At 31.8% G+C, this 14,210-nt stretch carries 14 protein-coding genes; 8 read left to right on the forward strand and 6 right to left on the reverse strand.

The window, feature by feature from the left end; genetic code table 11:
- Positions 1-356: 356 nt before the first annotated feature.
- Positions 357-3,122 carry a triple tyrosine motif-containing protein gene (locus HNV10_RS15445; RefSeq protein WP_173302298.1) on the reverse strand — a complete coding sequence of 922 codons (2,766 nt, stop codon included), beginning with the start codon at positions 3,120-3,122 and terminating at the stop codon, positions 357-359.
- A gap of 208 nt (positions 3,123-3,330) precedes the next feature.
- On the opposite strand from HNV10_RS15445, the gene HNV10_RS15450 reads away from it, so the two are divergent.
- Positions 3,331-4,830 carry a sulfatase family protein gene (locus tag HNV10_RS15450; RefSeq protein ID WP_173302299.1) on the forward strand — a complete coding sequence of 500 codons (1,500 nt, stop codon included), beginning with the start codon at positions 3,331-3,333 and terminating at the stop codon, positions 4,828-4,830.
- Positions 4,831-4,924: 94 nt separating this feature from the next.
- On the opposite strand, the gene HNV10_RS15455 is transcribed toward HNV10_RS15450, so the two are convergent.
- The 5 genes from HNV10_RS15455 to HNV10_RS15475 all read right to left on the reverse strand — a co-directional run bounded on the left by HNV10_RS15455 (position 4,925) and on the right by HNV10_RS15475 (position 7,494).
- On the reverse strand, positions 4,925-5,353 hold the full coding sequence (locus HNV10_RS15455) for an FKBP-type peptidyl-prolyl cis-trans isomerase (protein ID WP_173302300.1): 429 nt from the start codon (positions 5,351-5,353) through the stop codon (positions 4,925-4,927).
- A gap of 167 nt (positions 5,354-5,520) precedes the next feature.
- The gene (locus HNV10_RS15460) at positions 5,521-5,931 is read right to left on the reverse strand and encodes a rhodanese-like domain-containing protein (protein WP_173302301.1); all 411 of its coding nucleotides are present in this window, start codon (positions 5,929-5,931) and stop codon (positions 5,521-5,523) included.
- Between the two features lie 17 nt (positions 5,932-5,948).
- Positions 5,949-6,266 carry a rhodanese-like domain-containing protein gene (locus HNV10_RS15465; RefSeq protein ID WP_173302302.1) on the reverse strand — a complete coding sequence of 106 codons (318 nt, stop codon included), beginning with the start codon at positions 6,264-6,266 and terminating at the stop codon, positions 5,949-5,951.
- A 139-nt stretch (positions 6,267-6,405) separates the two neighbouring features.
- Positions 6,406-7,017, reverse strand: coding sequence for a thioredoxin family protein (locus tag HNV10_RS15470; RefSeq protein WP_173302303.1), 612 nt, complete (start codon positions 7,015-7,017; stop codon positions 6,406-6,408).
- A gap of 6 nt (positions 7,018-7,023) precedes the next feature.
- A complete protein-coding gene (locus tag HNV10_RS15475; RefSeq protein WP_173302304.1) occupies positions 7,024-7,494 on the reverse strand; it encodes a TlpA disulfide reductase family protein in 471 nt (156 codons plus the stop codon).
- 232 nt (positions 7,495-7,726) lie between these two features.
- Here HNV10_RS15475 and HNV10_RS15480 point away from each other — a divergent pair, with 232 nt between their 5' ends.
- The 7 genes from HNV10_RS15480 to trpA all read left to right on the forward strand — a co-directional run bounded on the left by HNV10_RS15480 (position 7,727) and on the right by trpA (position 14,210).
- Complete coding sequence (locus HNV10_RS15480; RefSeq protein WP_173302305.1) at positions 7,727-9,127, forward strand: anthranilate synthase component I family protein; 1,401 nt, start codon at positions 7,727-7,729, stop codon at positions 9,125-9,127.
- Between the two features lie 2 nt (positions 9,128-9,129).
- On the forward strand, positions 9,130-9,696 hold the full coding sequence (locus HNV10_RS15485; RefSeq protein ID WP_173302306.1) for an anthranilate synthase component II: 567 nt from the start codon (positions 9,130-9,132) through the stop codon (positions 9,694-9,696).
- Between the two features lie 2 nt (positions 9,697-9,698).
- The gene (gene trpD, locus HNV10_RS15490) at positions 9,699-10,691 is read left to right on the forward strand and encodes an anthranilate phosphoribosyltransferase (RefSeq protein WP_173302307.1); all 993 of its coding nucleotides are present in this window, start codon (positions 9,699-9,701) and stop codon (positions 10,689-10,691) included.
- Positions 10,688-11,470, forward strand: a complete 783-nt coding sequence (gene trpC, locus HNV10_RS15495; protein ID WP_173302308.1) for an indole-3-glycerol phosphate synthase TrpC — start codon at positions 10,688-10,690, stop codon at positions 11,468-11,470. The genes trpD and trpC overlap by 4 nt, the downstream gene beginning before the upstream one ends.
- Positions 11,471-11,501: 31 nt before the next feature.
- The gene (locus tag HNV10_RS15500; protein ID WP_449489498.1) at positions 11,502-12,194 is read left to right on the forward strand and encodes a phosphoribosylanthranilate isomerase; all 693 of its coding nucleotides are present in this window, start codon (positions 11,502-11,504) and stop codon (positions 12,192-12,194) included.
- Positions 12,195-12,259: 65 nt separating this feature from the next.
- Complete coding sequence (gene trpB, locus HNV10_RS15505) at positions 12,260-13,447, forward strand: tryptophan synthase subunit beta (RefSeq protein WP_173302309.1); 1,188 nt, start codon at positions 12,260-12,262, stop codon at positions 13,445-13,447.
- 1 nt (position 13,448) lies between these two features.
- Entirely contained in the window at positions 13,449-14,210 is a 762-nt protein-coding gene (gene trpA, locus HNV10_RS15510; protein ID WP_173302310.1) for a tryptophan synthase subunit alpha, read from the forward strand.

Genomic DNA, 14,210 nt, shown 5'->3' on the forward strand with positions numbered 1-14,210 from the left:
AAAAAGAGAAATAAGAATTTTTTAATTCTTAACCTTTGAAATTTTAATTTCATAAATATTGATTTGATTAATTATTTAGTTACCAAAATTAGAAATTACCCATATTCACTACAGGTTTTCCAATCTTATGATATTGTAAATTTAATCTTAAGAATTTGTTAATATGATAATACATACCTCGATAAAAAACGAACATCGCAATTTTTAACATATTTTTTATGAAGACAAGCAAGCAAAAACACTACAAACACTATACTTACATAGGATTATATTTTTTGCTATTAAATACGTGATTTTATGGCTACAAAAGTATCTGTCGTGGTAAAGTCTAGGTAAATTACACTATTGTAGAGTTACTAGAATTTTAAGATATAGTTAACAAGACTATCATCATGATGTAATTGTAATCTTTTGCGCAATCTGTAACGTTTAGTTTCGACACTTTTAGTAGATATATTGAGTAATGGCGCCATTTCTTTAGAAGATAAATTAAGCCTTAAATATGCACAAAATCTTAAATCATTTGGTGTTAAATCTGGGTGTGCAGCCTTAATTTTATCCATAAAATCTTTATCCGCATTATTAAAGGCTTGTTTAAAGAATTTCCAATCTTTTGTATTATTTAAATTATTATCAATTAAGCTAATTGCACTTGCAATATCCTCTCTATTTTTTGTAGCTTTTAATTCTTTCTTAATTTTTCTTAGCAACTCATTTTTCTTTATTATACTCATTGTTGAAATTGCCAACTCCCTATTTTTGCCTTCTATATCTTGATTTAGCTTTTCATTTTTTATTTGAATAAAAGCGCGCTCATTCTTTATTTGTTCATGCTTTAATATTCTTTCATAATAAAACTTATAAGCTCTATGAATTAAAAAGCCAGATATCACAAAAATTAATAAATAAATAAGTATTGCTAAGTTAGAAATATACCATGGTCTATTAATATTAAAATGATAGTTTACTGTATTTTCAGTAAGCTTATTACCTACTTTAGCTCTCACTTCTAAAGTATAATCCCCAAACGAAAGATTCTCAAACTGAATAGATGATTGCTTAGACCAATTGCTCCATCGATCCATTACATCATTTAACTTATATTGATAATTTACGTCCAGAAACTTATTATACTCTGGCACTGAATATTTAAATACTAAAAGACCTTGTTTATGTTTAAAGCTTCCTTGATCAGCTATTGGTAAAGCAACTAATGGATTATTAAAATCGCTAATTGTTGCAGAATTTAAGTATACGAAATATTCAGGTTCCTGTTGTATTGTAGATAAATCTAAAGTTAAATAACCATTAGCAGTGCCTAAAACATACTTCTCCTTATTAATGTGTTGTATATTTTCAAAGCCTAAGACCACTTTACGTAAATTAGAAGGAATGGAAATAGTGGTTATTTCTGGTTTATTGGTTAAATTATTATTATTTATAAAACTTATGTTATGCTCAGAAAACAACCATAGTTTACCTGTTTGATCCACAACCATCTTTACAGATTTGTACGGAGAGACCTTTTCACTTAAGTCTATGTTTTTCTTAAATTTTCCTTCGCTATTAATATAATTAAATACACCATCTTCAGAGGTATATAAAATATTACCTTTGTAGGTAATTAAGCCAGAATTCTTTCCAAGCTCTAGTTCCGATTGATGCTTAATATCTATAACCTTATGCAGCGTGCTATCTAATTGTATTCTAAATACACCCTTATACTCGTGATTAACTAAAATTTGATTATTATCGTTTATTTCAAAAAAACGAGACGAATTTTTAAAACCTTCAACTTTATTTCTTATTTCCCAAATATTGTTTAATTTTTGTAACACATACAACCCATCATAATTACCTTGAAGCAATAAATTACTATGATTTGGTATTGTTTTAAAATTCCATGCACCTAATATTGTGCTTATAGGTTTAGCACGATTGTCTTCAACCAAAAAAGTTCCTAAATGATGACCACAAAACAGACTACCAGACTTATCTTTAAAAAGGCTCCAAACCTGGCCAGCTGTTCCATTTACAAATTCAAAATCTTGAGTTTTAGAATTTAATGACCTATAAAATAGACCTTGATTTGTGCCAACATAAAGGTAATTATCAAAAATTAGGGTTGTATATACAGTACCTATTACACCATTATAATCTATAAATGTTTTTATTGAAGAATTAACATTAATACAGTTTATACCATTATCTAAACCTGTCCAAACATTATTTTTATTATCCTCAAAAAGCGAAAGAACAGTATTATTTGCCAATCCCTTTTTCTGATTTATTTCATAGTCAATTTCTCCGTTACTATCAATTTTAACTAGACCATTAGAAATTGTACCCAAAACAAAACTACCATCCTTAAGCTGTAAACTACTAAAGATATTTAACTCTTTTAATCTACTGTTAGAATTTACTTCCCATTCTACCAATTCATTTTTATTAAATTGAAAAAAACCCGTATTTCTAGTAAGTATTATGAGTTTTTCATTATGCATAAAAATATCAATAACTCGATCTTCTAAGACTACCTTATTATCAACCAATAGTTTGGGTTCACCTACTTCTAATACATAAATACCCTCATTAGCAACATGGTAATAAATCTTATTATTTACATTAAAAACTTTGTATATAATGTTTTGAGAATTTATAGTTCTAAACTTTCCTGAAACCTTATTATAGAAATACAGTGCGTGTCCGGCTTGAAACAGTACCCATTCATTATAATTAATAATATTCCAGATTTGGTCATCACTTAAGATTTTAGCCCCTAATTTTGGTATCAGTGAAGTATAATCTAAGTTACCAAACTCATTGCGTTCCCAATAACCAAATTCCTCATAACAACCAGAATAAATCCTATCATCAATGACAGATACAGCCCTTAAAATTGTATTATTTGGAGAACGGTAAGGCACCCAATTAGAACCATTAAATTCTAAAAGCCCCAAATTATTTGCAACATAAATGTAATTATTAGAATCTTGAGAAATCATCCAGTTTTGATTCTCACCATTATAATCTGTAGTTGTATAGGTCTCAATAGGAGGCAACTCTTGCGCATGAGACCATAAACATAAAAAGACTATTAAAATAGACTGTAAAGTTTTCATTTGAGATTTAAATAAATACCATTTATGTAAATATAGTTTTAGTAAGTGAACAAACAAAATAGCCACCATCTTAGTGTAATTTAATAATTAAAAAATATTGAGATATGCAGCTTTAAAAGCTTACTAAAGTGTATATTGTAGTAAATTATTTTTAACAAATATCTAATATTTAGTTGCTTAAAATATTATAATAAGATTTCTACTAAAGATGAAAAACCTCTTTGTTTTACTATTTTGTGTCTTCATATTATCTTGTAATACTGAAAAAAACAAAAATGAATCTCACCAAAAAGAAACTACTCAACAAAATGCAAAACCAAATATTTTATTAATTGTAGTTGATGACCAAGGTTATGCTGATTTTACGCCATTTGATAATCATGATACTGCGGTTTCAACACCAAACATTACGAGGTTAGGTAATTCTGGAACAGTTTATTCTCAAGCCTATGTAACTGCACCTGTTTGCAGTCCTTCTAGAGCAGGTATAATTTCTGGTAAAAATCAATTCCGTTGGGACAAACCAGCTAGTTGGGGACCAGGATTGCCAGATGATATAAAAACTTTACCAGAATACTTAAAAGAAGTTGGCTACCAAACTGTTCGAATTGGTAAAAACGATTTAGGAAGAAACTTCCACAAAAATGACGTGAGAGAATACCCTTTAAATCATGGTTACGATGAATTTTTAGGTTTCTCGGCACATGCGCATGATTATTGGGCAAATTCTAAAAGAATTCAAGAAAGAACTCCAGACCCTTATGGCACAAGTGCTGCGTTAGGCCCTTTAATGCATAATATGGAAGAAAAAAGTTACGAAGAAGGCTACTTAACAGATATTTTAACGGATGAGTCTATTGCATTTATAAAACGAAAGCATGACCAACCTTTCTTTTTAACCTTGTCTTACAATGCCGTTCACCATTTAATACATGAAGTCCCTAAAAAATATTTAGATAAGTATAATGTAAAAGAAATCCCTAATTACGACCCAGACAATAAGCTTGCTTACAGCCATCACGAACCTGGAAGTTATTCTGCCTACTATGACAAATACTCTAGAGTTGGTGCTATAAACACTAAAGACTTAAGAAATTACTATTTAGCAAACCTCAACTGTTTAGACAATAATATTGGACGTGTTTTAGACGCTCTAAACGAAACCAAATTAGACAAAAACACATTAATAGTTTTTATATCAGATAATGGTGGTTCTCCTCTTACAGGTGCAAACAACACTCCATTAACTGGCGGAAAATATTCGCTTTGGGAAGGTGGAATTAGAGTACCATTGGCCGTGAGTTGGCCCGGAAAAGTTAATGCAGGTAAAGTTGAAAACCGCTACGTTTCTGCTTTAGACATTTTACCTACACTTACTAAAGTAGCAGGCATCACATTAACTGATACCTCTATTGATGGTATTAGTTTATTTGAACCAAAAAACGAACGGTTACTTGTGTGGAAATGGCAAAAAACATGGGCAGCAAGGCAAGGAAAATGGAAAATAACAAACGCGAAAGAAAACCACTGGAAAAGCGAACCATCTAATCAATACATTGCGCCAATAATAGATGATTTAACCTTAAAGTTATTTGATATTGAAGCGGATCCAGGAGAACGCAACGATGTTTCCGCACAACATCCTGAAATTGTAAAACAACTAGAAAAGGCCTACATCGATTGGTGTGAAGCGAATATCACAAAATAAAAATTGACCATTATTTGATTAATAGCAAATTTTCAAATAAAAAAAACCTGTGAAGTTAAAATCACAGGTTTTTATTTTTCTTAGATACAAGAGCTTATTTTATCTCAACTAATTCAAGTTCAAATACTAACTCTTGTCCGGCTAACGGATGGTTTCCATCAACTATAACATGGTCTTCGTTAACTTCAACAATTCTAAATTGGTGCTCATTACCTTGCGCGTCTCTAGAGGCCAAACCTAAACCAACTGCAGGTTCCATTTCTGGTGGTAATTGCGTTTTTTCAACTTTATGAAACAATTCTTTTATAACATCTCCATAGGCTTCTTCCATAGGTATATCTACAGTTTTTTTATCATTCACCTTCATATCGATAACTGCTTTTTCAAAACCAGGAATCAACATTCCTTGACCTAAAGTAAATTCTAAAGGCTCGCGCTCTAAAGAACTATCAAAGATTTGTCCGCTTTTTAATTTTCCTGTGTAATGAACTTTTACCGTATCATTTTCTTTTACTTGACTCATAAATTTCTGATTTCTTTTTAAATAAGATGCAAAACTATTATTAATTGAAGAGAATAAAGAAAGATAACTTAAATATTATTTTAAGTGATGACAAAAACCGTAACTACTTGAATTTAATAAATGAATTATGAGTATAAAAAAACCGAACACTAAGCTCGGTTTTCATTTTAAGATTTTTCTTCTATTTTAATTTTATCGGAGTGCTTCCATTTAGAAATGCCACCTTCTAAATCGTATATCTTTTCAAAACCAGCATCTTTAAGTTTCTTTGCGCATTTAGCACTACGTCTACCAGATTTGCAATACAATATTACAGGTTTTTCCTTGTCTAATTTTGTGATATCCTCATCAAAGGTTGGCGATTTAAAATCTATATTTTGAGAGTTAGCAATTCTAATTTCCTCATGCTCCTTAGGCGTACGAACATCTACCAACTGCACATCCTCTAACTCTAAAATAGCTTGCATTTCTTCTGCAGTTACTAATTTAGCGTCGTCGGTATCCGTATTATTATCTAAACAACTCACGCTAAAAGCCAAAGTAACTATTAGACAACAAATAGTAAATATTCTATTCATAATTTTTTAGAATTAAATTAGTCGTTATAGGCAACTTCACCTTGCCAACCCATAAAGCCACCAACTAAATTATAAGCATTTTTAAAGCCTAATTGGTTCATTATACCGCAAGCTTGCCCACTTCTAGCACCAGACCTACAATATACATAATAGTTTTTTGTTTTATCTAATTCTTCAAGTTCATAAATAAAACCTTGTCCCTTATATATATCTATATTAATTGCGTTAGGAATCATTCCTTCAGCGACTTCATCTTCTGTTCTAACATCTAAAATAACAGCATTCTGGTCTGCTTCTAGTTGTTTTTCCCATTCCTCTTGTGATAAATCAGCCATATTTTAATTTCAATTTTTCGGTAAAATTAACATTTCCTTATAAAATAGACGAAAAAAAATCCGAAGTGTTACACAACGGATTCATTTTTTAACATATTAATGTTAGTCTGTCTTTCAAATCTAAACAGTACACCTACTATTAAACCTTTATAGAACAACCTATCGCCTTTGTTTCAGACACTTTTATCGCTTCACCCTTTAATAAAGCATCTACTGCGTTCTCCACGTACTTTTCTTTTACAGCTTCAGCATCTTGGTAGTTGTCATCAATAGCACCAATATACTTTACAACATTACCATTCTTTGATTTCTGCAAAATGTATATATGAGGTGTTTTTGTTGCGCCATATTGCGGATAAATTTCCTGATTCTTATCCATTAAATAAGGAAATGTAAAGCCTTTTTCTTTGGCTCTTTTTTGCATATTCTCCATACTATCACCTGGTTTTATCTCAGTGTTGTTCGGCATTATGGCAATAACCGGATAACCTTTAACTGCGTATTTTTTATTCAAGGCTTCAATTCTGTCCTCGTAAGCAACAGCATATGGACACGTGTTACAGGTAAAAGTTATAATAAATCCTTTTGCTTTTTTAAAGTCCGATAAAGACACCATTTTGCCATCTATATTTTCTAGACTAAAATCTGTTGCCACATCGCCAACGCTATAACCTTTATCTTCATCTACAATTGAAAAAGCAGATAGTGTAAATACTAACACCATTACTGGTAATAATTTAAAAATTTTCATAGTTTTTTATTTTAAAAATTGTTTTAATTCAGTTTCTAACTCTTCTTGTGTAAACGATTTTTCATAAAACATTCGTTTATCACCCTTATATATTATAGTTGCTGGCAGAGCACCAGACCAATTTTCATCTATTGCAGAAATCCATCTATTTTGATTAGTATCATTTAAGGCAACCACCTTAGATTTTATATTATTCTTTTTAATGAATGGTTTTAATGCAGAATCATACTTACTAGGAAAATCTAAACTAACAAGAAGCACCTCAACATTTTCGTCTTTATATTCATCATTAATTTTTTCAAAATACGGCAACTCTTTAACGCAAGGCCCACACCATGTTGCCCAAAAATTTACCACATGGACCTTTTCATCTTTCTGATTTATTAAAGGCTCTAAGCCATCATAATCATAGACTTCCACCTTATAGCTTTGCTGAGGAAGAAGCATAAATAATAAAACTGCTAACAATTGTTTCATGCTTTAAAGTTATAAATATTGAAAACTGAATTATTAATATTAACAAAAAATTAATTCAAATGTTTGACATTACGAGTTTTCATTTCTATATTTGACCATATTATGAAAACAAATACAAATCATACTTGGTGGTGGAATTTCTCAAACGTTAGTTAGTGAAATCATCCTTGTTATGTAATTATATAAAAAAAGGCTTGTCATTCACGACAAGCCTTTTTTAATTTAAAATTTTATGAAAACATTTAGTTTATATACACATTATAAAAAAATCTTAGCAGACACAATTACACCTGTTAGTATTTATCTTAAAATCAGAGATAAGTTCCCTAATAGTATTCTCTTAGAAAGTAGTGATTACCATGCCAATGACAATAGCTTCTCTTATATCTGTTGCAACCCTATTGCTTCTATTAAAGTTGAAGGAGACACCATTTATCAAACCTATCCAGACGGAAGTTCTAAATCTAATTTTGTAGAAACTGTAGGTGTTGTAGAAGAGATACACAAATTCACACAACGCTTTAAAGTAGATACAAATAAAGAATTCAAATTTATAAACAACGGTATTTTTGGATACACATCTTATGATGCTGTAAAATATTTTGAAGATATAGAAATCTCAAAAAAAGAAAATTCTATTACTATTCCTAAAATTTATTATGCAGTTTACCAAAATATTATTGCTATAAATCACCATAAAAACGAAGCTTATATTTTTGCACATTGTTTTGATACTGAAAATAACATTGATGATATCCTGCAATTAATTCAGACAAGACAATATGCCTCGTACAACTTTAACACCAATGGAGATATTGATTCAAATCTCACAGATAAGGAGTACAAAGAACATGTAGAATTAGCAAAAAAACATTGTGGAAGAGGTGATGTTTTTCAATTGGTATTATCTAAACAATTTTCGCAAAAGTTTAGTGGAGATGAGTTTAATGTATACAGAGCTTTAAGAAGTATTAATCCGTCGCCATATCTATTTTATTTCGACTACGGAAATTTTAAAATTTTTGGAAGTTCACCAGAAGCACAACTAGTAGTTAGCGATGGTAAAGCAGAAATACACCCAATTGCAGGCACATTTAAACGAAGCGGAAATGACCTAAAAGATGCTGAACTTGCTGAAAAGTTAATAAAAGATGACAAGGAAAACAGCGAACACGTAATGTTAGTAGATTTGGCTAGAAACGACTTAAGTAGAAACGGAAGTAACGTAACTGTAGAAAATTATAGAGAAGTGCAATTCTTCTCTCATGTTATTCATTTGGTAAGTAAAGTTACCGGAACCATTCATAAAAATACAGACACCATGCAAGTTGTTGCAGACACCTTTCCGGCAGGAACATTGAGTGGTGCACCAAAACATATGGCCATGCAACTTATAGAAAAATACGAAAAAACAAGCAGAGGTTATTACGGAGGCGCTATTGGATTTATGGATTTCAACGGTAATTTTAATCATGCCATTATGATTAGAACCTTTTTAAGTCAAAATCATAAATTATATTGGCAAGCAGGTGCAGGATTAGTAGCAAAATCTAATGCCGAAAGTGAATTGCAAGAAGTATATAATAAGCTAGGCGCTTTAACAAATGCTATTGAATTAGCGAAGGATATTTAAAAATGAAAAAAGTATTAGTAATAGACAACTACGACAGTTTTACATACAATTTGGTCCATTATTTAGAGGACTTAAATTGTGAGGTTATTGTAAAACGAAATGATAAATTGACATTAGATGAAGTGGACGCTTTTGATAAAATTGTATTATCACCAGGACCAGGAATTCCAGATGAAGCAGGTTTATTAAAGCAAATCATTGCAACTTATGCGCCAACAAAAAGTATTTTGGGTGTTTGTCTTGGTCAACAAGCTATTGGCGAAGTTTTTGGTGGTTCTTTAGAAAACCTAGAAGATGTATATCATGGTGTTTCAACCACGATTACACTTTCTGTAGAAGACGAACCATTATTTAACGGATTAGGCAAGACATTTGAAGTTGGTAGGTACCACTCTTGGGTTGTTAACGCCAATTTACCTGATAGTTTAGAAGCCACATCTTTTGATGAAAACGGTCAAATAATGTCATTAAGACATAAAGATTATGACGTAAAAGGTGTACAATACCATCCTGAATCTGTTTTAACACCAAATGGAAAAACCATTCTTAAAAACTGGATTAATTCTTAAGTATGAAGACATTATTAAACAGACTTATTAACCAAGAAAGCATCTCTAGTGAAGAAGCCAAAAATGTCTTGGTAAACATTTCAGCTGGTCAATACAACCAAAGTCAAATTGCATCATTTCTAACCGTTTACATGATGCGAAGCATAACCTTAGACGAGCTAAGAGGGTTTAGAGATGCACTTTTAGAACTTTGTATTCCTGTAGATTTAAACGATTACAATACTATAGATTTATGCGGAACAGGAGGCGACGGAAAAGACACGTTTAATATTTCAACCTTGTCCTCCTTTGTTACAGCAGGTGCAGAAGTTCATGTTACAAAACATGGCAATTATGGCGTATCATCTGCTTGTGGTTCTTCTAATGTTATGGAACATTTAGGTATTAAATTTACCAATGATATTGATTTTTTAAAACGAAGCATAGACAAAGCTGGCATTTGTGTATTGCATGCTCCTCTATTTCATCCAGCTATGAAAAACGTGGCACCAATTAGAAAAGAACTGGGTGTAAAAACCTTTTTTAATATGTTAGGACCAATGGTAAATCCTGCATTTCCAAAAAACCAAATGGTTGGTGTTTTTAATCTAGAACTGCTAAGATTATATGGCTATCTATATCAAGAAACAGATAAAAATTATGCAGTTGTACATGCGTTAGATGGTTATGATGAAATCTCATTAACAGGAAAAACTAAAGTAATCTCTAACAACTCTGAAACATTATTTGAACCTTATGAATTAGGTGTAGAACTTGTTGAGCAATCTGCCATTTTTGGCGGAAACACTGTAAAAGAAGCTGCTAAACTTTTTATAAAAATCATAAACGGCAACGGTTCTAAAGCCCAAAACAATGTAGTCTGTGCAAACGCAGGATTAGCGATTGCTACTGCAAAACAAATTTCTCACAAACAAGGATTTGAACTCGCCAAAGAATCACTTTTAGGAGGAAAAGCAAAAACAGCTCTAAACCAACTCATAGAACTTAGCAAATGAATATATTAGACAAAATAGTAATAGACAAACGTAAAGAAGTTGATTTACGTAAATCTTTAATACCTATAAGCCAGTTAGAACAATCTGTTTTATTTGAACGCAACAATATTTCTCTAGCTCAAAACCTAAGAAACAGTCAATCAGGAATCATAGCAGAACACAAAAGACGTTCGCCTTCAAAATCAGTAATTAACCAAAGTTTAAATGTTCAAGACGTTGCTAATGGCTATGAAATTGCAGGAGTTTGTGGTATGTCTGTTTTAACAGATGGAAAATATTTTGGTGGCTCTTTAGACGATTTAATTATTACTAGAGCTAGCTGTAAATTACCGCTATTAAGAAAAGAATTTATTATAGATACTTACCAAATTCTAGAAGCCAAAGCTTATGGTGCAGATGTTATTTTACTAATTGCAGCCATCTTAACTAGAGCAGAAATAAAACGATTTTCAGAATTAGCAAAAAGCTTAAACCTAGATGTTTTATTAGAAGTACACAACGAAGAAGAGTTACATAAATCTATAATGCCCTCATTAGATATGCTTGGAGTTAATAATAGAAATCTTAAAACTTTTGATGTGAATTTAGATACTTCAAAACAATTAAGTGCTATAATTCCAAACGATTTTGTAAAAGTATCTGAAAGCGGAATAAGTTCAATTGAAGCCATAAAAGAATTACAACCTTTTGGTTACAAAGGCTTTTTAATAGGAGAAAACTTTATGAAAACTGATAATCCTGGAGAGAGTGCTAAACAATTCATTAAAAGCCTCCTCTAACTCCTCCATTAGGAGGAGAACTCTCACTGTTATGAAAAAAGAACTTAAAAATATTAACGAACACTTTTCCCCTTTTGGGGAAAATGCCGACAGGCAAAAGGGGCTTTTGTTAAAAATCTGCGGAATGAAATATAAAGACCATATAGAAGCGGTTGCAAATCTGCAACCCGACTTTTTGGGCTTTATTTTTTACAATAAATCTGCAAGAAATTTCGATTCAATAATGCCAGACATTCCAAAATCGATTAAAAAAGTTGGTGTATTTGTAGATGAAAAACTAGAAACTGTAAAAGAAACCATTGAAAAATATAATTTACAAGCCGTACAACTTCATGGTAATGAAACACCTGAATATTGTGCTCAAATAAATAATGTTGAAGTGATAAAAGTATTTAGCATTAAAGACGAATTTAACTTTGATGTGCTTCAACCTTATGAAAAAGCTTGCGATTATTATTTATTCGATACCAAAGGCAAATTACCTGGAGGTAATGGTTACACTTTCAATTGGAATGTTTTAAAACACTACCCTTCTACTAAACCTTACTTTTTAAGTGGAGGCATCGGATTAAATGAAATTGAAAGCGTTTTATCATTCCTGCGAAGACAGGAATCTCAATATTGCTACGCATTAGACGTCAATAGTAAATTTGAAATAGAACCAGGATTGAAAAATATTGAAGAATTAGAAAAGTTTATAACTCATCTGTCAATCCGTACGTGATACGGAATCCAAAATGAAAATAAAACAATAATAGATTCCTGCCTTTACAGGAATGACAAAGGCTTATGAAAAAAACATACAACATCAACGAAAAAGGCTACTACGGAGAATTTGGAGGTGCATATATACCAGAAATGCTCTACCCAAACGTAGAAGAATTAAGACAAAATTATCTCAAAATAATGGCAGAACCTTCGTTTCAAGAAGAATTCAATGCTTTATTAAAAGACTATGTAGGTCGCCCTTCTCCACTCTATTTTGCCAAACGTCTTTCTGAAAAATACAACACAAAAATTTATCTAAAGCGAGAAGACCTCAACCATACAGGAGCGCACAAAATCAATAACACTATTGGTCAAATCCTTATGGCAAAACGCCTAGGCAAAAACAGAATTATTGCCGAAACTGGAGCAGGTCAGCATGGTGTAGCCACCGCAACGGTTTGTGCTTTAATGGGAATAGAGTGCATAGTATATATGGGTGAAATTGATATTGCACGCCAAGCACCAAATGTTGCCAGAATGAAAATGTTAGGCGCAACGGTTGTTCCGGCTTTATCAGGTAGTCGAACTCTAAAAGATGCTACCAACGAAGCTATTAGAGATTGGATTAATAATCCAGTAGACACGCATTATATTATTGGTAGTGTGGTTGGTCCGCATCCTTATCCAGATATGGTTGCTAAATTTCAAGCAGTTGTTTCGGAAGAAATAAAACGTCAGCTTTTAGAAAAAGAAGGTACAGAAGACCCAACGTATTTGGTGGCTTGTGTTGGTGGCGGAAGTAATGCAGCCGGAACCTACTACCATTATTTAGACAATGAAGCAGTTAATATAATTGCAGTAGAAGCTGCTGGATTAGGCGTAGATTCTGGAGAAAGCGCAGCCACATCTGTATTAGGAAAGGAAGGCATTATTCATGGCAGTAAAACCTTATTAATGCAAACTCATGATGGACAAATTACAGAACCCTATTCAATTTCGGCAGGTTTAGATTATCCTGGTGTTGGTCCTATGCATGCTAATTTATATAAAACTGGTCGTGCAGAATTTATTGCCATTACAGATGATGATGCTATGAAGGCTGGATTAGATTTATGTAAACTAGAGGGTATAATTCCTGCAATAGAAAGTTCTCATGCCTTAGCTGTTTTTGAGCATAAGATATTTAAACCAGATGATATTGTAGTGTTGAATTTATCAGGACGAGGCGACAAAGATTTACAGAATTATATTGATTATTTTAAATTATAAAATGAACAGAATAAACCAAAAACTAGAAGAAGATAAAAAGTTATTATCCATATACTTCACCGCAGGTTACCCAAACATCAACGACACAGTATCTGTCATTGAAAATCTTGAAAAATCTGGTGTAGATATGATAGAGATAGGACTACCATTCAGTGACCCTTTAGCAGATGGTCCAACCATACAATCAAGCTCAACCAAAGCCTTGCATAATGGCATGACGAGCGAACGCCTTTTTGAACAATTAAAAGACGTGCGTAAAACGGTTTCTATTCCATTAATTATAATGGGATATTTTAACCCAATGTTGCAATATGGTGTTGAAGAGTTTTGTAAAAAATGTCAAGAAGTTGGTATTGACGGACTTATTATTCCAGATTTACCTGTGGATGTTTATAATGATAATTATAAATCTATATTTGAAAAATATGGCTTAATCAATGTGTTTTTAATTACACCTCAAACTTCAGAAGAACGTATTAGATTTATAGATTCTATTTCAAAAGGATTTATTTACATGGTGAGTTCGGCAAGTGTTACAGGAAGTCAATCTGGTTTTGGAGCTATTCAGACAAACTATTTTGAACGCATTGCAGAAATGAAACTCAAAAACCCACAAATTGTAGGGTTCGGTATTTCTAACAACGAAACTTTTACACAAGCTACAAAACATGCAAAAGGAGCAATTATAGGTAGTGCTTTTGTAAAGCATTTAACGACTAATGGTGTTGACAACATCGAAGACTTTGTAAATACAATATTATAA

The sequence above is a fragment of the Winogradskyella litoriviva genome, from assembly GCF_013249065.1.
Taxonomy (GTDB): Bacteria; Bacteroidota; Bacteroidia; order Flavobacteriales; family Flavobacteriaceae; genus Winogradskyella; species Winogradskyella litoriviva.